Annotated in this window: 27 protein-coding genes, 1 pseudogene and 1 other annotated feature; all 28 genes and pseudogenes read right to left on the bottom strand. The window is 42.6% G+C overall.

The features are described from left to right. The 28 genes and pseudogenes from rpsC to M1D65_RS00620 all read right to left on the bottom strand — a co-directional run bounded on the left by rpsC (position 1) and on the right by M1D65_RS00620 (position 24,646). Positions 1 to 657: a 30S ribosomal protein S3 gene (gene rpsC, locus M1D65_RS00755; RefSeq protein WP_003242001.1), complete on the bottom strand. Its 657-nt coding sequence runs from the start codon at positions 655 to 657 to the stop codon at positions 1 to 3. Positions 658 to 660: 3 nt separating this feature from the next. Continuing rightward, positions 661 to 1,002, bottom strand: coding sequence for a 50S ribosomal protein L22 (rplV, locus tag M1D65_RS00750; RefSeq protein WP_003156475.1), 342 nt, complete (start codon positions 1,000 to 1,002; stop codon positions 661 to 663). 16 nt (positions 1,003 to 1,018) lie between these two features. After that, on the bottom strand, positions 1,019 to 1,297 hold the full coding sequence (rpsS, locus tag M1D65_RS00745) for a 30S ribosomal protein S19 (RefSeq protein WP_003156472.1): 279 nt from the start codon (positions 1,295 to 1,297) through the stop codon (positions 1,019 to 1,021). A gap of 57 nt (positions 1,298 to 1,354) precedes the next feature. Next, positions 1,355 to 2,188 (bottom strand): 50S ribosomal protein L2, encoded by an 834-nt coding sequence (gene rplB / locus M1D65_RS00740; protein WP_003225795.1) that lies wholly within the window; start codon positions 2,186 to 2,188, stop codon positions 1,355 to 1,357. A 31-nt stretch (positions 2,189 to 2,219) separates the two neighbouring features. After that, the gene (gene rplW, locus M1D65_RS00735) at positions 2,220 to 2,507 is read right to left on the bottom strand and encodes a 50S ribosomal protein L23 (protein ID WP_003156467.1); all 288 of its coding nucleotides are present in this window, start codon (positions 2,505 to 2,507) and stop codon (positions 2,220 to 2,222) included. After that, entirely contained in the window at positions 2,507 to 3,130 is a 624-nt protein-coding gene (rplD, locus tag M1D65_RS00730; RefSeq protein WP_003225792.1) for a 50S ribosomal protein L4, read from the bottom strand. The genes rplW and rplD overlap by 1 nt, the downstream gene beginning before the upstream one ends. A 27-nt stretch (positions 3,131 to 3,157) precedes the next feature. Continuing rightward, positions 3,158 to 3,787: a 50S ribosomal protein L3 gene (gene rplC, locus M1D65_RS00725; protein WP_004399671.1), complete on the bottom strand. Its 630-nt coding sequence runs from the start codon at positions 3,785 to 3,787 to the stop codon at positions 3,158 to 3,160. Between the two features lie 39 nt (positions 3,788 to 3,826). Then, entirely contained in the window at positions 3,827 to 4,135 is a 309-nt protein-coding gene (rpsJ, locus tag M1D65_RS00720; protein ID WP_003156464.1) for a 30S ribosomal protein S10, read from the bottom strand. Positions 4,136 to 4,371: 236 nt separating this feature from the next. Next, positions 4,372 to 5,328: an alpha/beta fold hydrolase gene (locus tag M1D65_RS00715; protein ID WP_456270722.1), complete on the bottom strand. Its 957-nt coding sequence runs from the start codon at positions 5,326 to 5,328 to the stop codon at positions 4,372 to 4,374. Positions 5,329 to 5,426: 98 nt separating this feature from the next. Next, on the bottom strand, positions 5,427 to 6,617 hold the full coding sequence (gene tuf / locus M1D65_RS00710) for an elongation factor Tu (RefSeq protein WP_003235058.1): 1,191 nt from the start codon (positions 6,615 to 6,617) through the stop codon (positions 5,427 to 5,429). A gap of 119 nt (positions 6,618 to 6,736) precedes the next feature. Beyond that, positions 6,737 to 8,815 (bottom strand): elongation factor G, encoded by a 2,079-nt coding sequence (gene fusA, locus M1D65_RS00705; protein WP_003235056.1) that lies wholly within the window; start codon positions 8,813 to 8,815, stop codon positions 6,737 to 6,739. A gap of 53 nt (positions 8,816 to 8,868) precedes the next feature. After that, positions 8,869 to 9,339, bottom strand: a complete 471-nt coding sequence (gene rpsG / locus M1D65_RS00700; RefSeq protein WP_003225784.1) for a 30S ribosomal protein S7 — start codon at positions 9,337 to 9,339, stop codon at positions 8,869 to 8,871. 41 nt (positions 9,340 to 9,380) lie between these two features. After that, positions 9,381 to 9,798 (bottom strand): annotated as a pseudogene (gene rpsL, locus M1D65_RS00695) (30S ribosomal protein S12). Positions 9,799 to 9,911: 113 nt separating this feature from the next. Further along, complete coding sequence (locus M1D65_RS00690) at positions 9,912 to 10,160, bottom strand: 50S ribosomal protein L7ae-like protein (protein ID WP_003225778.1); 249 nt, start codon at positions 10,158 to 10,160, stop codon at positions 9,912 to 9,914. A gap of 178 nt (positions 10,161 to 10,338) precedes the next feature. Then, a complete protein-coding gene (rpoC, locus tag M1D65_RS00685) occupies positions 10,339 to 13,938 on the bottom strand; it encodes a DNA-directed RNA polymerase subunit beta' (RefSeq protein WP_004399688.1) in 3,600 nt (1,199 codons plus the stop codon). Between the two features lie 61 nt (positions 13,939 to 13,999). After that, positions 14,000 to 17,581 (bottom strand): DNA-directed RNA polymerase subunit beta, encoded by a 3,582-nt coding sequence (rpoB, locus tag M1D65_RS00680; RefSeq protein ID WP_009966326.1) that lies wholly within the window; start codon positions 17,579 to 17,581, stop codon positions 14,000 to 14,002. Positions 17,582 to 17,826: 245 nt separating this feature from the next. After that, positions 17,827 to 18,432 carry a class I SAM-dependent methyltransferase gene (locus tag M1D65_RS00675; protein WP_003235045.1) on the bottom strand — a complete coding sequence of 202 codons (606 nt, stop codon included), beginning with the start codon at positions 18,430 to 18,432 and terminating at the stop codon, positions 17,827 to 17,829. Between the two features lie 89 nt (positions 18,433 to 18,521). Then, positions 18,522 to 18,893, bottom strand: coding sequence for a 50S ribosomal protein L7/L12 (gene rplL / locus M1D65_RS00670; RefSeq protein WP_003156436.1), 372 nt, complete (start codon positions 18,891 to 18,893; stop codon positions 18,522 to 18,524). A gap of 45 nt (positions 18,894 to 18,938) precedes the next feature. Beyond that, entirely contained in the window at positions 18,939 to 19,439 is a 501-nt protein-coding gene (rplJ, locus tag M1D65_RS00665; protein ID WP_003235042.1) for a 50S ribosomal protein L10, read from the bottom strand. Between the two features lie 65 nt (positions 19,440 to 19,504). Beyond that, positions 19,505 to 19,645 (bottom strand) — a sequence feature (ribosomal protein L10 leader region). Between the two features lie 45 nt (positions 19,646 to 19,690). Further along, positions 19,691 to 20,389 carry a 50S ribosomal protein L1 gene (gene rplA / locus M1D65_RS00660; protein ID WP_003235040.1) on the bottom strand — a complete coding sequence of 233 codons (699 nt, stop codon included), beginning with the start codon at positions 20,387 to 20,389 and terminating at the stop codon, positions 19,691 to 19,693. Positions 20,390 to 20,483: 94 nt separating this feature from the next. Further along, on the bottom strand, positions 20,484 to 20,909 hold the full coding sequence (rplK, locus tag M1D65_RS00655) for a 50S ribosomal protein L11 (protein ID WP_003156430.1): 426 nt from the start codon (positions 20,907 to 20,909) through the stop codon (positions 20,484 to 20,486). A 167-nt stretch (positions 20,910 to 21,076) separates the two neighbouring features. Beyond that, positions 21,077 to 21,610, bottom strand: a complete 534-nt coding sequence (gene nusG, locus M1D65_RS00650; protein ID WP_003225764.1) for a transcription termination/antitermination protein NusG — start codon at positions 21,608 to 21,610, stop codon at positions 21,077 to 21,079. A gap of 178 nt (positions 21,611 to 21,788) precedes the next feature. Continuing rightward, on the bottom strand, positions 21,789 to 21,968 hold the full coding sequence (gene secE / locus M1D65_RS00645) for a preprotein translocase subunit SecE (protein ID WP_004399676.1): 180 nt from the start codon (positions 21,966 to 21,968) through the stop codon (positions 21,789 to 21,791). 33 nt (positions 21,969 to 22,001) lie between these two features. Beyond that, entirely contained in the window at positions 22,002 to 22,151 is a 150-nt protein-coding gene (gene rpmG, locus M1D65_RS00640) for a 50S ribosomal protein L33 (RefSeq protein ID WP_003156421.1), read from the bottom strand. 92 nt (positions 22,152 to 22,243) lie between these two features. Continuing rightward, positions 22,244 to 22,900 carry an RNA polymerase sporulation sigma factor SigH gene (sigH, locus tag M1D65_RS00635; RefSeq protein ID WP_003225758.1) on the bottom strand — a complete coding sequence of 219 codons (657 nt, stop codon included), beginning with the start codon at positions 22,898 to 22,900 and terminating at the stop codon, positions 22,244 to 22,246. 62 nt (positions 22,901 to 22,962) lie between these two features. Continuing rightward, positions 22,963 to 23,475, bottom strand: a complete 513-nt coding sequence (rae1, locus tag M1D65_RS00630; protein WP_003235032.1) for a ribosome-dependent mRNA decay endonuclease Rae1/YacP — start codon at positions 23,473 to 23,475, stop codon at positions 22,963 to 22,965. 6 nt (positions 23,476 to 23,481) lie between these two features. Beyond that, complete coding sequence (gene rlmB / locus M1D65_RS00625; RefSeq protein ID WP_014475598.1) at positions 23,482 to 24,231, bottom strand: 23S rRNA (guanosine(2251)-2'-O)-methyltransferase RlmB; 750 nt, start codon at positions 24,229 to 24,231, stop codon at positions 23,482 to 23,484. Then, positions 24,215 to 24,646, bottom strand: coding sequence for a mini-ribonuclease 3 (locus tag M1D65_RS00620; protein WP_014475597.1), 432 nt, complete (start codon positions 24,644 to 24,646; stop codon positions 24,215 to 24,217). The genes rlmB and M1D65_RS00620 overlap by 17 nt, the downstream gene beginning before the upstream one ends.

Raw genomic sequence — 24,646 nt, 5'->3', positions numbered from 1 at the left:
TTATTTTCCTCCTTCCTCAGTTTTCTTCTTAGTAGGAAGAACCTCTCCACGATAGATCCAGACTTTTACACCAAGCTTACCGTAAGTAGTATCAGCTTCAGATGTTGCATAGTCAATGTCCGCACGCAATGTGTGCAATGGAACAGTTCCTTCACTGTAGTATTCAGAACGAGCGATATCTGCACCGCCAAGACGACCAGAAACCATTGTTTTCACACCTTGTGCTCCAGCACGCATAGTACGTTGGATTTGTTGTTTCTGCGCACGGCGGAAAGAAACACGGTTTTCTAATTGACGAGCGATGTTGTCAGCAACTAGCTGTGCATCAAGATCTGCTCTTTTAATTTCAAGAATGTTAATGTGTACACGCTTGCCAGTAAGGCTGTTAAGGGCTTTGCGAAGTGCTTCGACTTCAGAACCGCCTTTACCGATAACCATACCAGGCTTAGCTGTGTGGATCGTAATGTTAACGCGGTTTGCTGCACGCTCGATTTCTACTTTAGAAACAGAAGCGTCAGAAAGGCGTTTGCTAATGTATTCACGAATTTTTAAATCTTCGTGCAGGAAGTCAGCGTAATCTTTACCAGCGTACCACTTAGATTCCCAATCACGAATGACTCCGATACGAAGACCGACTGGATTTACCTTTTGACCCACTACTTATCCCTCCTTCTTTTCTGATACAACGATTGTAATGTGGCTCGTACGTTTGTTAATTTGGCTCGCACGTCCCATAGCACGTGGGCGGAATCTTTTTAACGTAGGGCCTTCGTCAACGAATGCTTGAGAAATAACCAGGTTGTTAGCGTCCATTTCATAGTTATGCTCAGCATTTGCAATAGCGGATTTTAATACTTTCTCGATAATTGGAGAAGCAGCTCTTGGTGTAAGGTTCAAGATTGATACTGCCTCACCTACTTGCTTGCCTCGAATCAGGTCCATTACTAGACGTGCTTTACGAGGAGCAATACGGACTGTTCTTGCAACAGCTTTAGCTTGCATTTAAAAGCCTCCTCTCTTAGCGTCTTGTTTTTTTGTCATCACTAGCATGACCTTTGTACGTACGAGTTGGAGCGAATTCACCCAACTTGTGCCCTACCATATCTTCAGAGATGAATACAGGCACGTGTTTACGTCCGTCATAGACTGCGATTGTGTGACCAATAAACTGTGGGAAAATAGTAGAACGACGAGACCAAGTTTTTACGACTTGTTTCTTGTCTGTTTCATTTAATTTCTCGATTTTAGTCATCAAGTGTCCATCGACAAATGGTCCTTTTTTTAAGCTGCGAGCCATTTTGGAACCTCCCTTCGTGATTGCACTACGGTCCGAAAAGAACCGTAGACAACCCCGTTATTTATTTTTACGACGACGTACGATAAATTTATCGGATTTGTTCTTTTTCTTACGAGTCTTGAATCCAAGAGTTGGTTTGCCCCATGGAGACATTGGTGATTTACGTCCGATTGGCGCACGTCCTTCACCACCACCGTGTGGGTGATCGTTAGGGTTCATTACAGAACCACGAACAGTAGGACGGATGCCTTTCCAGCGAGAACGTCCAGCTTTACCAATGTTGATAAGTTCGTGCTGTTCGTTGCCTACTTGACCGATAGAAGCACGGCAAGCAGAAAGGATCATGCGAACTTCACCAGAGTTAAGACGTACAAGAACGTATTTACCTTCTTTACCAAGAACCTGAGCAGATGTACCAGCTGAACGTACAAGCTGTCCGCCTTTACCAGGTTTTAATTCAATGTTATGCACAACTGTACCAACAGGGATGTTGATAAGTGGAAGTGCATTACCTACTTTAATGTCAGCTTCAGGACCTGACATGATTTCAGTACCTACTTGAATTCCTTTAGGAGCAAGAATGTAACGTTTTTCTCCGTCTGCATAGTTGATTAGAGCGATGTTAGCTGAACGGTTTGGATCGTATTCAACTGTAGCAACGCGTCCAGGTATACCATCTTTATCGCGTTTGAAGTCGATAACACGGTATTGGCGTTTATGTCCGCCACCTTGGTGACGTACAGTCAATTTACCTTGGTTGTTACGTCCGCCTTTTTTGTGAAGGGGAGCAAGCAAGGATTTTTCCGGCTTGTCAGTCGTGATTTCAGCAAAATCTGAAGTTGTCATGCCACGACGTCCATTAGAGGTCGGTTTATACTTTTTAATCGCCATTTTGAATTTCCCTCCTTCTTTTTACAGATAATTAAGCTTCAAAAATTTCGATTTCTTTGCTGTCTGCAGTAAGTTTTACGATCGCTTTTCTGCGACGGCTAGTCATACCAGTGTAGCGTCCAACACGTTTTGATTTACCTTTGTAGTTCATGATGTTGACTTTGTCAACTTTCACTCCAAAGATGCTTTCAACCGCGTCTTTCACTTCTGTTTTGTTAGCTCTTACATCAACTTCAAAAGTATATTTCTTTTCAGTCATTAAATCAGCAGAACGTTCAGTAATGACGGGGCGCTTTAGAACATCACGAGGATCTTTCATTATGCAAGCACCTCCTCTACTTTTTCAACCGCTGCTTTTGTAATCAGAAGCTTCTCGTGGTTGACAACGTCTAAAACGTTGATTCCGTTAGCTTCAACAACAGTAACTCCAGGAATGTTACGAGCAGATAAAGCTACTGCTTCGTTTGCATCCGCAGTTACGATTAAAGCTTTTTTCTCAACAGATAATCCTTTAAGGATAGCTGCCATTTCTTTTGTTTTAGCCGTATCAAGAGTAAGATCTTCAAGAACGATGATATTGTTGTCGTTCACTTTAGAAGACAATACTGATTTGATTGCCAAGCGGCGAACTTTTTTAGGTAATTTATAAGAATAGCTGCGTGGTGTTGGGCCGAATACGACACCACCTCCGCGCCATTGCGGTGAACGGATTGAACCTTGACGGGCACGTCCAGTACCTTTTTGACGCCATGGTTTACGACCTCCGCCGCGTACTTCAGAACGATTTTTTACTTTGTGAGTTCCTTGACGTAAGGAAGCTCTTTGCATAAGAATAGCGTCGAATACAACACTCTCATTTGGTTCGATACCAAATACAGAAGCGTTTAATTCGATGTCACCAGCAGTAGAACCGTTTTGGTTGTATAATGCTACTTTTGGCATAATCAATTTCCTCCTTTCCTAAGAGAATTATTTAGATTTAACAGCACTTTTAACAGTGATTAAAGATTTCTTCGCACCAGGTACGTTACCTTTGATCAAAAGAAGATTGCGTTCTGCATCAACTTTTACGATTTCAAGGTTTTGAACAGTGATTTGCTCTCCGCCCATACGTCCAGGTAATAATTTACCTTTGAATACACGGTTAGGATCTACAGGTCCCATTGAACCAGGACGACGGTGGTAGCGTGAACCGTGAGACATAGGTCCGCGAGATTGTCCGTGGCGCTTGATCGCACCTTGGAAACCTTTACCTTTAGATACTCCTGTTACATCTACGATTTCTCCAGCAGAGAAAATTTCAACCTTGACTTCCTGACCAACTTCATACGCATCCATTTCCACTCCGCGTAATTCTTTAACGAAGCGCTTAGGAGCAGTTTCCGCTTTTGCAACGTGCCCTTTTTCAGGTTTGTTAGAAAGCTTTTCACGCTTGTCGTCAAAACCAAGCTGGATTGCTTCGTAACCGTCGTTTTCAGCTGTTTTCTTTTGAAGAACAACGTTTGGAGCAGCCTCGATAACAGTTACCGGAATAAGATCACCATTCTCAGCGAATACTTGCGTCATACCAATTTTTCTTCCTAAGATTCCTTTGGTCATTCGTCACACCTCCTATTAAGATCATTCTATATTTTAGAATTAAAGTTTAATTTCGATATCGACACCAGATGGTAAGTCTAATCGCATAAGAGCATCAACAGTTTGTGGTGTTGGGTTCACAATGTCGATTAAACGTTTATGTGTACGCATTTCAAATTGCTCACGAGAATCTTTGTATTTGTGCACCGCACGAAGGATTGTGTAAACTGATTTTTCAGTTGGCAACGGAATCGGACCAGATACGCTGGCACCAGAACGTTTTGCCGTTTCAACAATCTTCTCTGCAGATTGATCAAGGATTCTATGATCATATGCTTTCAAACGAATACGAATTTTTTGTTTTGCCATTATTTTCCCTCCTTTTCGCCTACATCACGTTAGACAGTTCTCCGTGAGAAAAACCTGAACACCTTGCCATGGCAAAGCGGCCGGGTGTGTCAGCAACCTCTCACTTCATCGCAGTCAAAGACCAACATACACCATTATACAGAAAATAGGCGCATGTTGCAAGACTTATTTAAAATATGCATGGTTTGCACACTTTTTTTATTATACAGGGGTTTTTCTTATTTATCAAGGATCTATCATAAATGGTGTCGTGCATGTCGACTTAATGTGTTCGCGAATAATGCCGGCTCCTCAATATGCGGGGTGTGAGCTGAGTTCTCAAATTGAAACCAGCGCTTTTCGGGTGCCTCAAGCACTTGATAATACTGTTTCGATATTTCAGCAGGAACAATTAAGTCATGTTTCCCTGAAATGAAAACACACGGTACTTTAATAGAAGGAACTGATGTAAAAGCATTAAACCGGTACAACTCACCAGTTAAATGTTTTTTACTGAAGCGCAATCCATTGAGGAAGCTGTGCATGTTCCGCACTCCATACTCATTGCCAGTAAGCATTTGAAATAATACAGCTAGAGATTGACGATGACGGCGAGTGAAGCCTCCCCTGCTTAGCTCGACACAAAACCGATAGATAAGGTGCTGGATATCCTGCTTCCAAGGCGGAGCACCAATGAAACGTGTGAGGAAAGATAATAAGCTGGCTTTTTTTGATTCAGAAATTTCACGAATATGTTGATAAGCAGTTGATTCTTCATCGTGGAGGTTAACAACCTGGCTGATTCCATAATACGCGTAAAATAAATCAGGACACTGCTGCAGCACATGAAGCGCCAGTATTGACCCCCACGAATGACCGGCTAGGTAAAGTTTTGATTTTGAAAAATGAGCTAAAAGCCATTGAGTGACTTGGATTGTATCTTTAATGAAGTGATCTATTGTCATAGAGTGATGCGAAATTCGCTTAGAATAAGAAAGCCCCGATCCTCTCTGATCCCAATGAACTACTGTAAAATACTGTTCCAGCTCTTTTTGATAATGTCTAACATATCCGATTTGCGGCGTTCCCGGCCCGCCATGTAAAAAAAGCAGCAATGGATTTTTCACATCAACTCCATTAATCATTAGCATTTGCTTTGTATTCCCAATGCTTAGTTCTTTCATGATTGCGATTGATTTCTTTTCAGGAATCATAAATATTAGCCCCTCGAATATGATAGATCCTATTATACAAGAAAAAGATAAGCAAACAAAAAACGAGACCCGCAGGGGTCTCGTTTAAAATCATACTATTACTCAGTGATTGTAGAAACAACGCCTGAACCAACAGTACGTCCGCCTTCACGAATAGAGAAACGAGTTCCTTCTTCGATAGCGATTGTAGAAATAAGTTCAACGTTCATTTCAGTGTTATCTCCAGGCATTACCATTTCTACGCCTTCTGGAAGATGGATGATACCAGTTACGTCAGTTGTACGGAAGTAGAACTGAGGACGGTAGTTAGAGAAGAATGGAGTATGACGTCCACCCTCTTCTTTAGAAAGAACGTAAACTTCAGCTTTGAATTTGCTGTGTGGAGTGATTGTACCTGGTTTAGCAAGTACTTGACCACGTTGGATTTCTTCACGAGATACACCGCGAAGAAGGGCACCAATGTTGTCACCAGCTTCAGCGTAATCAAGAAGCTTACGGAACATTTCAACACCTGTAACAGTTGTTTTCTTGTTCTCTTCTTGAAGACCGATGATTTCAACTTCGTCACCGACTTTAACTTGTCCGCGTTCTACACGGCCAGTAGCAACTGTACCACGACCAGTGATTGAGAATACGTCCTCAACTGGCATCATGAATGGTTTTTCAGTGTCGCGTTCTGGAGTTGGGATGTACTCATCAACCGCATCCATAAGTTCGAAGATTTTAGCTTCCCACTCAGCGTCTCCTTCAAGAGCTTTAAGAGCAGAACCTTTAACAACTGGTACATCATCACCAGGGAAGTCGTATTCGCTAAGAAGATCGCGAACTTCCATTTCAACTAGTTCAAGAAGCTCTTCGTCGTCTACCATGTCGCATTTGTTTAAGAATACAACGATGTATGGTACACCAACGTTTTTAGAAAGAAGGATGTGCTCACGAGTTTGTGGCATTGGGCCATCAGCAGCAGATACTACAAGGATAGCTCCGTCCATTTGAGCAGCACCAGTGATCATGTTTTTAACATAGTCAGCGTGTCCTGGGCAGTCAACGTGTGCATAGTGACGAGTTTCAGTTTCGTACTCAACGTGTGCAGTAGAGATTGTGATACCGCGCTCACGTTCTTCTGGAGCACCATCAATTTGATCGTACGCCATAGCTGTACCTTTACCAGATTTCTTATGAAGTACTGTTGTGATAGCAGCAGTTAAAGTTGTTTTACCATGGTCAACGTGTCCAATTGTACCAATATTGGCATGTGATTTGGAACGGTCGAATTTTTCTTTAGCCATTCTAAAATCCTCCTTAAGAGCTTTTAATTAGTAATGTATAGAGTGATAGGAAGTGAAAGAAAGCTTTCACTTCCTCATCTTACAATAGTAGTTATACTTGAGTTAAGCGGCAAAATCAATTATTCGCCTTTATTTTTTTTGATAATTTCTTCTGCGACGCTCTTCGGCACTTCTTCGTAGTGATCCATGTGCATAGTGAACGTACCGCGACCTTGCGTATTAGAACGAAGTGCAGTAGCGTAACCGAACATTTCAGCAAGAGGAACCATAGCGCGAACAACTTGAGCGTTACCGCGTGCTTCCATACCTTCTACGCGTCCGCGACGTGAAGTGATATCACCCATGATATCTCCCATGTATTCTTCTGGAATAACCACTTCTACTTTCATGATTGGTTCAAGAAGAACTGGGTTACATTTGCTGACTGCATTTTTCAATGCCATAGAAGCAGCAACTTTAAATGCCATTTCGTTTGAGTCAACATCATGGTAAGAACCGTCGAAAAGTTTAGCTTTAATGTCGATAAGCGGGAAGCCTGCTAGTACACCATTTTCAAGTGCATCTTCCAGACCTGCTTGAACAGCTGGGATGTATTCACGAGGAACGACCCCACCGACAATCGCATTTTCAAATTCAAAGCCAGCGCCTTCTTCGTTTGGTTCGAATTCGATCCAAACGTGTCCGAACTGACCACGTCCACCAGACTGACGTACGAATTTACCTTCAACTTTTGCACCGGTACGGAATGTTTCACGGTACGCAACTTGAGGAGCACCAACGTTGGCTTCTACTTTAAATTCGCGTTTCATACGGTCAACAATGATATCAAGGTGAAGTTCACCCATACCAGAGATGATCGTTTGGCCAGTTTCTGGGTTTGTTTGAGTACGGAATGTAGGATCTTCTTCAGCAAGTTTCGCTAAAGCGATACCCATTTTATCTTGGTCAGCTTTTGATTTAGGCTCAATAGCAACGTCGATAACTGGTTCTGGGAATTCCATTGACTCAAGGATAACAAGATCCTTCTCATCACATAGAGTATCTCCAGTAGTTGTATCTTTTAGACCTACAGCAGCTGCGATATCCCCTGCGTATACAGTAGAGATTTCTTCACGGCTGTTAGCGTGCATTTGAAGAATACGTCCAACACGCTCACGTTTGCCTTTAGTAGAGTTTTTCACGTATGAACCAGAATCAAGTGTTCCAGAGTACACACGGAAGAACGTCAACTTACCAACGTAAGGGTCAGTCATAACTTTAAATGCTAATGCAGAGAATGGCTCTTCGTCAGAAGAATGACGCTCAATCTCTTCATTTGTATCAGGACGTGTACCTTTGATTGCAGCAACGTCAGTTGGTGCAGGAAGGTAGTCAAGAACAGCATCAAGTACTAGTTGAACACCTTTGTTTTTGAAAGCAGAACCAACAAGAACAGGGTAGAATTCAACATTTAATGTACCTTTACGAATTCCTGCTTTTAACTCGTCAATTGTGATTTCTTCACCCTCAAGGTACTTATCCATAAGCTCTTCATCAAGCTCACATACAGCTTCAATAAGGCTGTTGCGAAGCTCTTCAGCTTGCTCTTTGTACTCTTCAGGGATTTCTTTTGCATCAGAACGAGTTCCGAGGTCATCTTCGTAGAAATACGCAACGTTTTCTACAAGGTCAATGATACCTTCGAAGTTATCTTCAGCACCGATCGGCAATTGAATTGCATGAGCGTTTGCTTGAAGACGGTCTCTTAAAGTTCCTACAGAGTAAAGGAAGTCTGCACCGATTTTGTCCATTTTGTTAACAAAAACGATACGCGGTACTCCATAAGTTGTTGCCTGACGCCAAACAGTTTCTGTTTGAGGCTCAACGCCTGATTGCGCGTCAAGTACAGCAACAGCACCATCAAGTACACGAAGAGAACGTTCAACTTCAACTGTGAAGTCTACGTGTCCTGGAGTATCGATGATGTTTACGCGGTATCCTTTCCACTGTGCAGTTGTCGCAGCGGAAGTGATTGTGATACCACGTTCTTGTTCCTGCTCCATCCAGTCCATTTGTGAAGCTCCTTCATGAGTTTCACCAATTTTGTGGATACGACCAGTATAGAACAAGATACGTTCTGTAGTTGTCGTTTTACCGGCATCGATGTGAGCCATGATACCGATATTACGAGTTTTTTCTAAGGAGAACTCTCTTGCCATTGGGTAATTTCTCCTTCCTTATTAGGAAATTGTGTTTTGTTAATCTATAAATCCTACCAGCGATAGTGAGCAAATGCTTTGTTTGCTTCAGCCATCTTATGAGTGTCTTCACGTTTCTTAACAGCAGCACCAGTGTTGTTAGCTGCGTCAAGGATTTCGTTAGCTAAACGCTCTTCCATCGTTTTTTCTCCGCGAAGACGAGCGTAGTTAACTAACCAGCGAAGTCCAAGAGTCGTACGACGTTCAGGACGAACTTCTACAGGAACTTGGTAGTTCGCACCACCTACACGGCGTGCTTTTACTTCAAGTACAGGCATGATGTTTTTCAATGCTTGTTCGAAAACCTCCATTGCATCATTGCCAGTACGTTCTTTAATGATATCGAATGACTTGTATAGGATTGTTTGAGACTTACCTTTTTTACCATCGATCATCATTTTGTTGATTAGACGAGATACAAGCTTAGAGTTGTAAATCGGATCAGGTAAAACATCTCTTTTGGCTACAGGACCTTTACGTGGCATCTGAATATCCTCCCTTCATCAATTATGCGTATTTTCGTATATTATTTTGCTTTAGGTTTTTTCGTACCGTATTTAGAACGGCCTTGTGCACGGTTTTCAACTCCAGCAGTATCAAGCGCACCACGAACGATGTGGTAACGTACCCCTGGTAAGTCTTTTACACGTCCGCCGCGGATAAGTACAACACTGTGCTCTTGTAGGTTGTGACCGATACCAGGAATGTAAGCAGTAACCTCGATTCCGTTAGTCAAACGAACACGAGCATATTTACGAAGTGCTGAGTTCGGTTTTTTTCGGTGTCATTGTACCAACACGAGTACATACCCCGCGTTTTTGTGGAGAAGATACGTTAGTGTGCTCTTTTTTAAAGCTGTTGTATCCTTTGTTAAGTGCAGGAGACTTTGAGTTTTCTACTTTACTCACGCGTCCTTTGCGAATTAGCTGATTAATTGTAGGCATGAATTTTTCCTCCCTTCATTACGTTTTATAACCCACATACCCAGGTGGTTCATCAAAAGGCAAAAAACAATGTCTTTACACAAGATGGAATCTTACGCAAAAACAAAAGTACGTTATAAAATAATGGCAACAGCGGCTGCTCCTACCTCAATTCCGCAGGCTTTGCCGAGCTTTTTCATGGATTCAACCATTGAGACAGAGATACCTTGATCTTCAGCAAGTGAAACAACACTTGACGTGAGTATCGGATCTGCGTCTTTTGCAACGACTACTTCCTTTACTGAACCTCGCTTTAGAGCTTTCACTGTTTGCTTCGTACCAATAATAATTGATTTGGCCTGTGATACTTTATCATAAGACATAAACATATCCTCCAAAGTAACAGGTTTATTTCGAGCACCTTGGTTATATTATCATTCTAGGAGACGAATGTCAACAAGGTATGACATTTTTTAGTTTCGTTCTTCTCATAGAGTGACTTTTTCATAAATATATCTGCTGAAAGACTGTTTTTGCAGTCTTTCAGCAGCATTAAATCAGTTATTCAACCGGGACCATATCGTCAGTCGGCTGAACATTTGATACTGGTTTTACTTTACGGTATTTCATCATTCCTGTACCAGCTGGAACAAGCTTACCGATGATAACATTCTCTTTCAAGCCGAGAAGCTCGTCACGCTTACCTTTGATCGCTGCATCTGTAAGGACACGTGTTGTTTCCTGGAAGGAAGCAGCAGATAAGAATGAATCAGTTTCAAGAGATGCTTTTGTAATACCGAGTAAGACAGGACGGCCTGTAGCAGGTCGATTGCCTTCAAGTAATACCTTTTTGTTCGCTTCAGTAAATTGGTGAATATCAAGCAATGTACCTGGAAGCACATCAGTGTCACCGGCATCAATTACGCGTACTTTGCGAAGCATCTGGCGAACCATTACTTCTACGTGTTTATCACCGATTTCAACACCCTGCATACGGTAAACCTTTTGAACCTCATGGAGAAGATACTCTTGAACAGTCGTCAGGTCAGTCACTTTAAGAAGTTCTTTCGGATCGATTGAACCTTCTGTCAGTACTTGGCCTCGAGTAATTTTATCTCCTTCCGCTACTTTCAGGCGGGAGTTGTAAGGTGCCGTATAAGAACGTGTTTCCACTGCGCCTTGAACCACAATTTCCTGTTGCTTATCACGAACTTCATTGATCTCAACGACTGTACCGTCGATTTCTGTAATTGTTGCCTGACCTTTCGGATTACGCGCTTCGAAAAGCTCTTGGATACGCGGAAGACCCTGTGTGATATCGTCTCCGGCAACCCCGCCTGTATGGAATGTACGCATTGTTAACTGTGTACCAGGCTCACCGATTGATTGGGCAGCAATGATTCCGACAGCTTCACCGACTTCAACATCGGAGCCAGTTGCAAGATTTCGGCCATAGCATCGTTTACATACACCATGAGGCGTATTACATGTGAAGGCAGAACGGATCCACACTTCTTCAATGCCGGCTTCGACAATCTCCAGTGCTTTATCTTCATCAATCAGTTCGTTTTCATTCACAAGCACTTCACCTGTTTCAGGGTGCTTCACTTGTTTTCTTGCAAAACGTCCGATTAAGCGTTCTTCTAAGCGCTCAATTGTTTCAGTTCCTTCTTTAAGAGGCTTAGCAAGAATGCCTCGGTCAGTTCCGCAATCAGTTTCACGAATGATAACATCCTGCGCAACGTCAACGAGACGGCGTGTAAGGTAACCTGAGTCAGCAGTTTTAAGAGCGGTATCGGCAAGACCTTTACGCGCACCGTGTGTGGAGATAAAGTACTCCAATACTGTCAGACCTTCACGGAAACTTGATTTGATCGGCAACTCAATGATACGTCCAGCCGGGTTGGCCATCAGGCCGCGCATTCCGGCAAGCTGCGTAAAGTTAGATGCGTTACCACGGGCACCAGAGTCACTCATCATGTAGATCGGGTTGAGTTCATCAAGTGATTTCATCAGTTTGCCTTGGATAACGTCTTTTGCAGCACTCCAGATAGAGATGACTCTCTCATAGCGTTCTTCTTCAGTGATAAGACCGCGGCGGAACTGCTTCATAACGTTGTCAACTTTGCTTTGCGCTTCCTCAAGAATTTCTTGTTTATCATCGAGTACGACGATGTCAGAAACCCCAACTGTAATACCAGCTTTAGTTGAATATTTGAAACCTAGGTTTTTCATGCGGTCAAGCATTTTAGACGTTTCCGTAATATGGAATCGTTTAAAGATTTCCGCGATGATTTTACCCAGAATGCCTTTTTTAAACGGCGCATTGATTGGCTGCTGTGCGATAACAGCTTTAACGTCAGCACCTTTTTCTAAGAAGAAACGGTCAGGTGTTTTCTCTTCAATGTTGCTCTTCGTTGGTTCATTCATGTAAGGGAATGATTCCGGAAGAATTTCATTGAAGACAAGCTTACCGACAGTTGTAATTAACAATTTTGAGCGCTGTTCTTCGGTAAATGTCACATTCTTAAGTGAGTTAGCTGCAACAGCTACTCTCGTATGAAGGTGAACATATCCGTTTTGATAAGCAAGAAGCGCTTCGTCTGTATTCTTGAAGACCATACCTTCACCGACAGCACCGGCACGCTCAAGTGTCAGGTAATAGTTACCTAGTACCATATCCTGAGACGGTGTTACAACCGGTTTACCATCTTTAGGGTTCAAGATGTTTTGAGCAGCAAGCATCAGGATGCGTGCTTCAGCTTGTGCTTCAGCAGATAATGGTACGTGAACCGCCATTTGGTCACCGTCAAAGTCAGCGTTGTAAGCTGTACATACGAGCGGGTGAAGACGGATTGCGCGTCCTTCAACAAGCGTTGGTTCAAACGCCTGGATACCTAATCTGTGAAGTGTAGGGGCACGGTTCAGCAGTACCGGATGCTCCTTAATAACTGATTCTAGTACATCCCAAACTTCAGGCTGTACGCGCTCAATTTTGCGTTTCGCACTCTTAATGTTGTGAGCAAGACCTTTTTCAACAAGTTCTTTCATAACGAAAGGTTTGAAAAGTTCAAGCGCCATTTCCTTCGGTAATCCGCATTGGTACATTTTCAAATGAGGACCAACAACGATTACAGAACGTCCGGAGTAATCGACACGTTTACCAAGAAGGTTTTGACGGAAACGGCCTTGCTTCCCTTTCAGCATGTGAGAAAGAGATTTTAACGGTCTGTTACCAGGGCCTGTTACAGGGCGTCCGCGGCGGCCGTTGTCAATTAAGGCATCGACAGCCTCTTGAAGCATACGCTTTTCGTTTTGAACGATGATGCTAGGCGCACCAAGGTCCAAAAGGCGTTTCAAACGATTGTTACGGTTGATGACACGACGATAAAGGTCATTCAAATCAGAAGTCGCAAAACGTCCGCCATCTAGCTGAACCATCGGTCTAAGCTCCGGAGGAATAACAGGAAGCACATCAAGGATCATCCAAGAAGGCTTGTTTCCTGAGTTACGAAAGGCTTCTAAAACTTCAAGACGTTTGATCGCACGAGTACGTCGTTGTCCTTGTGAAGTTTTCAGCTCTTCTTTTAACATATCAACTTCTTTGACAAGATCGATATCTTGAAGAAGTTTATGAATTGCTTCAGCACCCATAGATGCTTGGAATTTATTACCGTATTTATCAAGATAAGCACGGTATTCTTTCTCAGACAGAAGCTGTTTCTTTTCAAGCGGTGTATTCGCCGGATCAGTTACAACGTAAGAAGCAAAGTAAATGACTTCTTCTAAAGCACGAGGTGACATATCCAGCACAAGACCCATACGGCTTGGAATACCTTTGAAATACCAAATGTGGGAAACTGGGGCAGCCAGTTCAATGTGCCCCATTCTCTCACGACGGACTTTAGCCCGTGTTACTTCGACTCCGCAGCGGTCACAAACTACGCCTTTATAACGAACTCGCTTGTACTTCCCGCAATGACATTCCCAGTCCTTAGTAGGTCCGAAAATGCGTTCGCAGAATAGACCGTCCTTTTCAGGTTTTAACGTACGATAGTTTATCGTTTCAGGCTTTTTCACTTCACCAAAAGACCATGAACGGATTTTATCTGGTGAAGCAAGACCGATGTTCATATACTCAAAATTGTTCACATCTAGCAAGGGGCCTACCTCCCTTTTTATCTTCGGATTAACCGATGTCACTTGCCTTTATAACTAGAGATTATTCTTTTGTTACTACATCGCGTTCAACGTCTGCAGATGCTGTTTCTTCCGGCTCTTCATCACCTGATAATGCCAGGCCGTCAGCTTGTTTCGCATCTTCTTCGTCTTCTAAATCTCTCATTTCTATTTCTTCTTCATCACCAGAAAGGATTTTGACATCCATACCTAAGCTTTGAAGTTCTTTGATTAATACTTTGAATGATTCCGGAACACCTGGTTCAGGAACATTGTCGCCTTTAACGATGGCTTCGTATGTTTTCACACGTCCAACCACGTCATCAGACTTAACAGTCAGAATTTCTTGAAGAGTATAAGCCGCACCGTAAGCTTCAAGTGCCCAAACCTCCATCTCACCAAAACGCTGTCCGCCAAATTGCGCTTTACCGCCAAGAGGCTGCTGCGTAACAAGTGAGTAAGGACCTGTAGAGCGTGCATGAAGTTTATCGTCAACCATGTGAGCTAGTTTGATCATGTACATGATACCGACAGATACACGGTTATCAAACGGCTCTCCAGTACGTCCGTCGTAAAGCACTGTTTTGGCGTCACGAGACATGCCGGCTTCTTCAAGTGTTTCCCAGACATCCTCTTCTCGCGCTCCGTCAAATACAGGAGATGCAATGTGAATGCCAAGGTAACGAGCGGCCATACCCATGTGAAGTTCCAATACCTGCCCGATGTTCATACGTGATGGTACGCCCAGCGGGTTAAGCATGATATCAATTGGTGTGCCGTCAGGAAGGTAAGGCATATCCTCTTCAGGAAGAATCTTAGAGATAACACCTTTGTTACCGTGACGACCGGCCATTTTATCCCCTTCAGAAATCTTACGTTTCTGAACGATATATACGCGTACTAACTGGTTAACACCTGGAGGAAGTTCGTCTCCGTCTTCACGGTTGAAGACTTTAACGTCATGGATAATTCCGCCGCCGCCGTGAGGCACACGAAGAGAAGTATCACGAACCTCGCGGGCTTTCTCGCCAAAAATGGCGTGAAGAAGGCGTTCTTCTGCAGTCAGTTCAGTTACGCCTTTAGGCGTTACTTTACCAACAAGAAGATCTCCGTCTTTTACTTCTGCCCCAATACGGATGATTCCGCGGTCATCAAGATTGCGAAGCGCATCTTCACCGACGTTTGGAATATCGCGAGTGATTTCTTCAGGTCCAAGTTTCGTATCACGTGCTTCTGATTCGTATTCTTCAATGTGGATAGATGTATAAACATCATCCTTCACTAGGCGTTCACTCATGATGATGGCATCCTCATAGTTGTAGCCATCCCACGTCATGAAGCCGACCATTACGTTACGGCCAAGTGCAAGTTCACCAAGCTCCATAGAAGGACCGTCAGCAAGGATTTCTCCTTTTACCACTTCATCGCCGACACTTACGATCGGACGCTGGTTGTAGCACGTACCTTGGTTAGAGCGGACAAATTTCAGCAGGCTGTATTTATCCAGGTTTCCTTTTACTTTTTGACCGTCTACTTCTTCATAACGGCGAACCCAAACGTTTTTCGCTTCTACGCGTTCAACGATACCAGGGTGTTTACAAATAACAGCGGCACCAGAGTCTTTTCCTGATACGTATTCCATACCAGTTCCAACAAATGGAGCTTCCGGCTGCATCAAAGGCACAGCCTGACGCTGCATGTTCGCTCCCATGAGGGCACGGTTCGAGTCATCGTTTTCTAAGAACGGGATACATGCTGTCGCAGCAGATACAACCTGCTTAGGCGATACATCCATGTAGTCTACACGGTTTCTGGAAACAACAGTGTTCTCCCCGCGGAAACGAGCTACGATGCTGTCATCAATAAAGGCGCCTTCGTCATCAAGACGAGCATTCGCTTGAGCGACAACATAGTTATCCTCTTCATCAGCAGTTAAGTAATCGATTCTGCCCGTTACCTTCCCTGTTTCAGGGTCAACGCGGCGATATGGCGTTTCAATAAAGCCAAAACGGTTTACTTTTGCATAAGATGATAGTGAGTTGATCAAACCGATGTTCGGGCCCTCAGGCGTTTCAATCGGACACATACGGCCATAGTGGGAGTAGTGAACGTCACGCACTTCCATTCCAGCACGCTCACGTGTCAATCCGCCCGGTCCTAATGCTGACAGACGACGCTTGTGCGTTAATTCAGCAAGCGGGTTCGTCTGATCCATGAATTGAGAAAGCTGTGAGCTTCCAAAGAACTCTTTAATGGACGCAATAACAGGACGAATATTGATCAGCTGCTGAGGCGTAATTGTATTCGTATCTTGAATTGACATTCTCTCACGAACCACACGCTCCATACGGCTTAAACCGATACGGAATTGGTTCTGGAGAAGCTCGCCTACAGAGCGTAAACGGCGGTTTCCAAGATGATCGATATCATCTGTATCGCCTACTCCGTGCAGCAAGTTGAAGAAGTAGCTGATTGAAGAAATAATATCAGCAGGCGTGATGTTTTTAATCTCTTCTTCGATGTAAGCATTGCCGATTACATTAATAACCTGTTCTCCTTCTTGATCAGTCGGAGCAAAGATTTTAATTGATTGAAGAGTCACTTCATCTTCAACAACGCCGCCATTCGGATACAGCTTTCTAAAACCGATTCCGTTTTCTAAGTATGGCAGTACTTTATCAAGTGTTCTTCTATCAAGAATCTGGCCTTTTTCAGCAAGGATTTCTCCTGTTTCAGGATCAACAAGCGTTTCAGCAAGTCTCTGATTGAAGAGGCGATTCTTAATATGAAGTTTTTTATTAATTTTATAGCGTCCTACATTGGCAAGATCGTATCGTTTCGGATCAAAGAAACGAGAATCAAGCAAGCTTTTCGCATTTTCTACTGTAGGCGGCTCTCCAGGACGGAGACGCTCGTAAATTTCCAGCAACGCTTTGTCACTGTTTTCTGTGTTATCTTTATCAAGCGTATTTCGCAGGTATTCGTTTTCTCCTATGAGATCAAGAATCTCTTGATCGGAGCCGAAGCCGAGAGCACGCAAAAGAACCGTAACCGGCAACTTACGTGTGCGATCAATGCGGACATAAACAACATCTTTCGCATCAGTTTCGTATTCTAACCATGCGCCACGGTTTGGAATGACAGTTGCGGTAAAACCTTTTTTACCGTTTTTGTCTACTTTACCACTGAAATATACACTTGGAGACCGAACAAGCTGGGAAACAATAACACGTTCCGCACCGTTAATGATAAAAGTACCTGTATCTGTCATAATAGGGAAATCACCCATGAAGACATCTTGGTCTTTTACCTCTCCAGTTTCTTTGTTAATTAAACGAACCTTCACTCTTAGCGGAGCTGAGTAAGTCACATCACGTTCTTTTGATTCCTCTACAGGATATTTAGGCTCACCTAAACTATAATCAATGAACTCAAGAGAGAGGTTACCAGTGAAATCCTCAATTGGTGATATGTCTTGAAACATCTCTCTAAGACCCTCATCAAGAAACCACTGATAAGAAGAGGTTTGAATTTCAATGAGATTTGGTAATTCTAACACTTCGCTAATGCGAGCATAGCTTCTGCGCTGGCGGTGTCGTCCATACTGAACTAGTTGACCTGTCAACTGATTCACCCCTCAAATCATGCGTATTATATGTGTAATAAGCATTTCTTCCAAAGAAAGAAAATACTTTTACAAGACAAAAGAAAAAAGGGTTTCTAATTAAGAAAACCACATCCAAAAACAAATACCGATTTTATTAGCATTTCCATACTTGTATAATTTATACATAGATATTGACAATTCATCATATCAAGCAAAATATATACATTGGCATTTTACAATATTAACATAGTTAAAATACCGAGTCAAACTTTTTTTGCTTTTATGATATAATAGCCTTTCTTTTTTTGAACGACGGAAACTTCATCGAACAGTTCCTCGAGCTTTTCAATGGCAGAAGGCGCGCCTTGCTTTTTCTGTATGACGATCCACAATTCACCTGAAGCTTTTAAGTGTTCAGCGCTTTTCTCAAAGATAGCATGGACAACTTTTTTTCCGGCTCGGATTGGGGGATTTGTAAGAATAGAAGCAAATGTTTGAGCAGAATCAACGTTTGAAAACAAATCGCTTTGATAAATCTTAACGTTTGTTATTCCGTTCTGTTCCGCATTTTCATTTGATAGTTCTACGGCTCTCTCATTAACGTCAATCATGTGGATAGTCCGGTCTTTAAAGTCGCTGGCGAGCGATAAACCAATCGGGCCGTACCCGCAGCCTACATCCAAAATGCCACCCTCAACCTCAGGCTCTTCAAAAGAATCAATCAGCAGGCGGGAGCCGAAATCAACTTCTTTTTTAGAAAAAACCCCGCTGTCGCTGGTAAACGTGAAATCTTTATTCCGAAGCCTAAAAGACCAGGTTTGCTTGTTGCTTTTCACTGAAGGTTTTTCTGAATAATAGTGCTCACTCATTATTAGAACCTCCTTTTTTCATGGCTTAAAGAATGGCAAAGAAAAAGCTCGCCTCATAAAAGCGAGCTTCCCCTACAGGTAAGTGAAGATTACTTAACTTCTACAGAAGCGCCAACTTCTTCAAGTTTAGCTTTAAGCTCTTCAGCTTCTTCTTTAGCAATACCTTCTTTAAGTGGTTTTGGAGTGTTGTCAACAAGTTCTTTAGCTTCTTTCAAGCCAAGACCAGTGATTTCACGTACAACTTTGATAACTTTGATTTTTTGAGATCCTGCACCAGCAAGGATAAGATCGAATTCGCTTTGCTCTTCAGCAGCTCCGCCAGCAGCAGCTCCGCCAGCTACAGCTACAGGAGCAGCAGCAGTTACGCCAAATTCTTCTTCGATTGCTTTTACTAGGTCGTTCAATTCAAGTACAGTTGCTTCTTTAACGGAAGCAATGATTTCTTCGATATTTAAAGCCATTTGTAATTCCTCCATTTTGTTTTAATTTATGAAAAACTGATTAGATTAAGCGCCTTGTTCTTCCTTTTGTTCTGCCACAGCTTTTGCAGCAAGAGCAAGGTTGCGAACTGGAGCTTGAAGTACGCTAAGCAACATAGAAAGCAAGCCTTCGCGTGATGGAAGTTCAGCAAGAGCTTTCACTTCTTCAACAGTAGAAACTTTACCTTCGATAACGCCAGCTTTGATTTCAAGAGCTTCGTGATTTTTAGCGAAGTCATTAAGAACTTTAGCCGGAGCGACAACATCTTCAGTGCTGAATGCGATCGCGTTCGGTCCAGTTAAGAAATCATTCAAACCATTAAGCTCAGCTTGTTCAACCGCACGGCGAGTCATCGTATTTTTGTAAACTTTGAACTCAACGTTAGCTTCGCGAAGCTGTTTACGAAGTTCAGTTACTTCAGAAACGTTAAGTCCGCGATAGTCAACGATGATCGTTGATTTACTTTCTTTCAGTTTAGAAGCAATTTCTTCAACAACAACTTTTTTTGTTTCAATTGCGCTGCTCATGGTTACACCTCCTGTAGATTCTTGTGTAACACTTATACCGTTAGGTGATCACGACTGAGACGACGGATTCCATATAAAAAGCCTCCATGAGACATGGAGGCTGTATATACAAGCATACGTAACGTAATAGCTGTGATAATATACACCTCGGTAGGATAATTAAGCGGTTAGGCCCCTACTGTCTACGGTATAAATGATATTCTATTTTACAACATTTTGAATAATATCAGAATGTTGATGTCATGTCAATATTATTTTACGTTAAAAGTTGAAGAGTCTACTTTGACACCAGGTCCCATAGTAGAAGTTACAGCAACGTTTTTCACGTAAACGCCTTTAGCTGCAGCAGGTTTAGCTTTAAGGATTGTATCGTACATTGTTGTGAAGTTCTCAACAAGTTTTTCATCCTCGAAAGAAACTTTACCGATAGGAACATGAATGTTTCCAGCTTTATCAACGCGGTATTCAACTTTACCAGCTTTGATTTCGCCGATCGCTTTTTCAACTTCGAAAGTAACTGTACCAGTTTTAGGGTTTGGCATTAAACCTTTTGGTCCAAGTACACGACCGATTTTACCAACTTCACCCATCATGTCAGGTGTAGCTACGATAACATCGAAATCGAACCAGCCTTGTTGAATTTTGTTGATGTAGTCAGTATCGCCTACGAAATCTGCACCAGCAGCTTCAGCTTCTTTCGCTTTTTCGCCTTTTGCGAAAACGAGAACGCGCTGAGTTTTACCAGTTCCATTTGGAAGCACAACTGCTCCACGGATTTGCTGGTCGTTTTTACGAGGGTCAACCCCTAAACGGAAAGCCACTTCAACTGTAGCGTCGAATTTAGCTGTGTTTGTTTTTTTAACGAGAGCTACTGCTTCAGAGACGTCGTAAGCTTTAGAACGGTCTACAAGCTTAGCAGCTTCAACGTACTTTTTACCTTTTTTAGCCATTTTAAAATTTCCTCCTTATGTGGTTATAGCGGAATAACCTCCCACGAATAAGGGTTGCGAACTTGTTAAAACTCGCAACCCGACAAGAAACAAATTAATCCTCGATTACAATACCCATACTGCGGGCAGTACCTTCAACCATGCGCATTGCCGCTTCAACGTCTGCTGCGTTTAAGTCAGGCATTTTCGTTTCAGCGATTTCGCGTACTTTATCGCGCTTAACGGTTGCCACTTTATTACGGTTTGGTTCACCAGAACCAGACTCAATTCCAGCTGCTTTTTTAAGCAATACTGCAGCAGGTGGAGTTTTTGTAATAAATGTAAATGAACGGTCTTCGTAAACCGAAATTTCAACAGGAATGATTAAACCAGCTTGGTCAGCTGTACGAGCGTTAAACTCCTTACAGAATCCCATGATGTTAACACCGGCTTGACCAAGTGCAGGTCCAACTGGTGGTGCTGGGTTAGCTTTTCCAGCAGGAATTTGCAATTTTACAACTTTAACTACTTTTTTAGCCACGAGACACACCTCCTTAAGTCCGTGATGTGGTAATAGGGTAAACCCTCCCACTCAAGGTTTCATTCTTTATATGAATGACGAAATATCATGCTAGTTGCCTTGGATAAGTCCAAGACGTACCTTTGCTATATTATCATTTATATATAGCAATTTCAAGTTTTTTCACATTACAATTTATCGATTTGGGTAAATTCCAGCTCAACCGGCGTTTCACGGCCAAACATATTAACGAAAACTTTGACCTTGCTTTTATCATAATCAATCTCTTCAATTGATCCTGTAAAGTTAGCAAAAGGTCCGTCTATTACTTTCACTGTCTCTTTCAGTTCAAAGTCAATATCAGTTTTTCGTTCATCCATGCCCATTCTCTTCAGAATGGTTTCTGCTTCGCCCGGAAGAAGCGGCGTCGGTTTTGAACCTGACCCGGCAGATCCTACGAATCCAGTAACGCCCGGCGTGTTGCGGACAACATACCAAGAGTCGTCTGTCATTACAATTTCAACAAGCACATAACCAGGGAATACTTTCTTTTTCACGACTTTTTTCTTGCCGTTTTTGATATCTGTTTCTTCTTCTTCGGGTACGACTACACGGAAAATTTTATCCTGCATCCCCATTGATTCAACACGTTTTTCCAAGTTGGCTTTTACTTTATTCTCATAACCAGAGTACGTGTGAACAACATACCAATTCTTTTCCATTCTATTCAGGACTGTCCAGTCCTTCCCTCCCCGCATTTGGTTTTAGTGAATTACCATAACGCTTCAAAAAATAGGCGGCAAGCCTATGATAACTTTCATTTTAAGCCACAATAAAAAACCCGCTGAACGGGTTTTGGCAAGTAATATTATGATCTATTATAGCACGTATTGCTGATCATTATTCAACTATTAAACGAATTAATTGAGAAATTCCTGTGTCAAGGAGGGCAAAAAAGATAACAAAAAAGATAACTGTTGAAATTACCGTAATGGTATAACGCGTTAACTCTTTTCCTTTAGGCCAGCTTACCTTTTTCATTTCTTTCCCAACATCTTTAAAGAATTTCATAATACGCATGTAAAAGACCTCCACAATTTAAAAGCGCAAAAACTATTTTGTTTCAAGATGAGCTGTATGTGAATTGCAAGTACTGCAGTATTTCTTTACTTCTAATCGCTCAGCCGCTGATGCAGAGCTCTTCATTGTCGTATAATTACGGTTTCCGCATGTCTTGCATGCTAACGTAATCTTTTTTCTCATGTCATTACACCTTTTTCTAAATAGACATTAGTTCTTATCTTTAGTAACATATCATAGTCAGAAAAATACTGTCAATATAGCATAAATTGCTATTACAAACTGATTTCGCGAATTTCCAAGTACTTCTCCAGCTTGCGTTTCACACGCTGAAGGGCATTGTCGATCGATTTCACATGTCGGTTCAGTTCATCAGAAATCTCTTGGTAACTTCTCCCATCGAGATATAAGACGAGTACTTTTCTCTCTAAATCACTTAAAAGTTCTCCCATTTTCATTTCAATATCATCAAATTCTTCCTGATTAATGATCATTTCCTCAGGATTTAAGGTTTTCGCTCCTGAAATGACATCCAGCAGCGTTCGGTCTGATTCTTCATCAAAAATCGGTTTATCTAATGAGACGTAGGAATTCAAAGGAATGTGTTTCTGGCGAGTAGCTGTCTTTATTGCGGTAATAATTTGGCGGGTAATACATAATTCTGCGAAAGCTTTGAATGAGGTAAGCTTGTCCTCTTTGAAGTCACGAATAGACTTATAGAGGCCTATCATGCCTTCCTGAACAATATCCTCTCTGTCCGCCCCTATTAAGAAATAGGATCTTGCTTTTGCCCGAACAAAGTTTCGGTACTTCGTAATCAAGTAATCTAACGCATCACTGTCCCCAACATGAACCTTTTCAATGACCTGCTCGTCCTCCAACTGGCAAAACTGCTCTTTGTTGAATTTTCCCTTGTTGTTCTGTAGATTCACTCCGATCCCCCCGGCGCACGTAGATAGAAATATTATACAGTATTGGGCAAAAAAGCGTCAACTTAATCTAAGTCTCCCCGCCTCCACTTTTCAAACGTTTTCAAAACCTCTTCCGATAAAGCAATTTTACCCGCCGGCTTTTCGGAAGTGATTTTTCTTACCCGTCTCTCTATTCGCCTTTCAATCGTTTCTACCTCTCTCAAAAGCTCCCGGGCCGATTTCCGCAATGCCCCCTGTCCGAAAATCGCCCACTGCTCAGTATAGTCAGAGGTCGCAACGTGAATTTGAGTCGCAATATTATTCAAAGCCTGAGCGAGCTTTTCTATCCGCTCATCAGCCGTCTCATTTTCTTTTGTAAAAATTACTTCAACTCTATGGTTGGTCTGTTTTTTCTCAAGCCCTTTTACGAGATGCGCGTCAAAAACAACAATAACCCTGTTTCCTGTATACGATTGATATTCCGCCATTTTCTGAATCAGTACGTCTCTCGCCTCTTCAAAACTGTTCGCTTTTAAATCCTTCAGCTGCGGCCAGGCTCCAATCATGTTGTACCCGTCTACTAACAGGATATCCATGGGTCTTTATTCTCCCAGAGGGTTTCGTTTCCGGTAGACTTCATACATCAAAAGACCAGCCGCGACAGATGCATTTAGTGAAGTTACCTTTCCGGCCATCGGGAGTTTAATGAGAAAATCGCACTTTTCTTTCACAAGGCGGCCCATCCCTTTTCCTTCACTTCCGATGACTAGAGCCAAAGGCATATTGCCGTCCATATTACGGTAATCCTCACGCGCGGACGCATCCGTTCCGACAACCCAGATTCCCCGCTCTTTCATCTCTTCTAACGTCCGTGCCAAATTGGTGACTCTTGCTACAGGAATGTGCTCAATTGCTCCTGTTGAAGCTTTTGCCACTGTTGTTGTCAGCCCGACAGCTCTCCGTTTTGGAATGACGATGCCATGAGCGCCGACCGCATCTGCTGTCCTCATAATGGAACCAAGATTATGAGGGTCTTCAAGCTCGTCCAGAATGAGGAAGAAAGGCTGTTCATTTTTTTCTTCGGCTGCTTTATATAAATCGTCCAGTTCTGCATATTCATACGCTGCAACCTGTGCCACTACGCCCTGATGCTGTCCTGTCACCATTTGATCGAGTTTTTTTCTCGGGACGTATTGAATCGTGATTCCCTGCTTTTTGGCAAGCTCAATCACTTGCTGTGCTTGTCCCTTTACGGTGTTTTCCGCCATCCACAGCTTATACAGCTTCCGATCAGATTTTAACGTCTCGATCACTGCATTTTTCCCTATGACGTAATCATGTTGCTGACTCATTTGTTTTCCTCCCTGACGTCCCGAATTGTATAGCTTCGGCTACGAGCTGACTAAGTCGTTCCTCTTTTTTCTCTAGAAAAAGGTAGCCCAGAAGCGCTTCAAATGCTGTACTGTAGCGGTACGTCTGAACATCTGTATTTTTAGGTATTGTCCCTGACTTGGCATTTCTGCCTCTTTTCAGCACCGCTTCCTCTTCTTCCGTAAAAAATGATTGATTCTGCAGAAAAAATAGGATCTCAGCCTGTGACTTTGCTGAAACAATCCGGCTTGATTTCTTATGAAGATCATTTGGTTTGGTAAAGCCCTGCTTAAGCAGGTGATGCCTGACATACACTTCAAAAATGGCATCACCTATATAAGCAAGCGCAAGACCGTTAAGCTGCTTAGAATCTTTTATCGTATCAAATTCAAGCAT

The organism is Bacillus sp. JZ39, from assembly GCF_053903145.1.
This window is presented reverse-complemented; position numbering and strand designations above follow the sequence as displayed.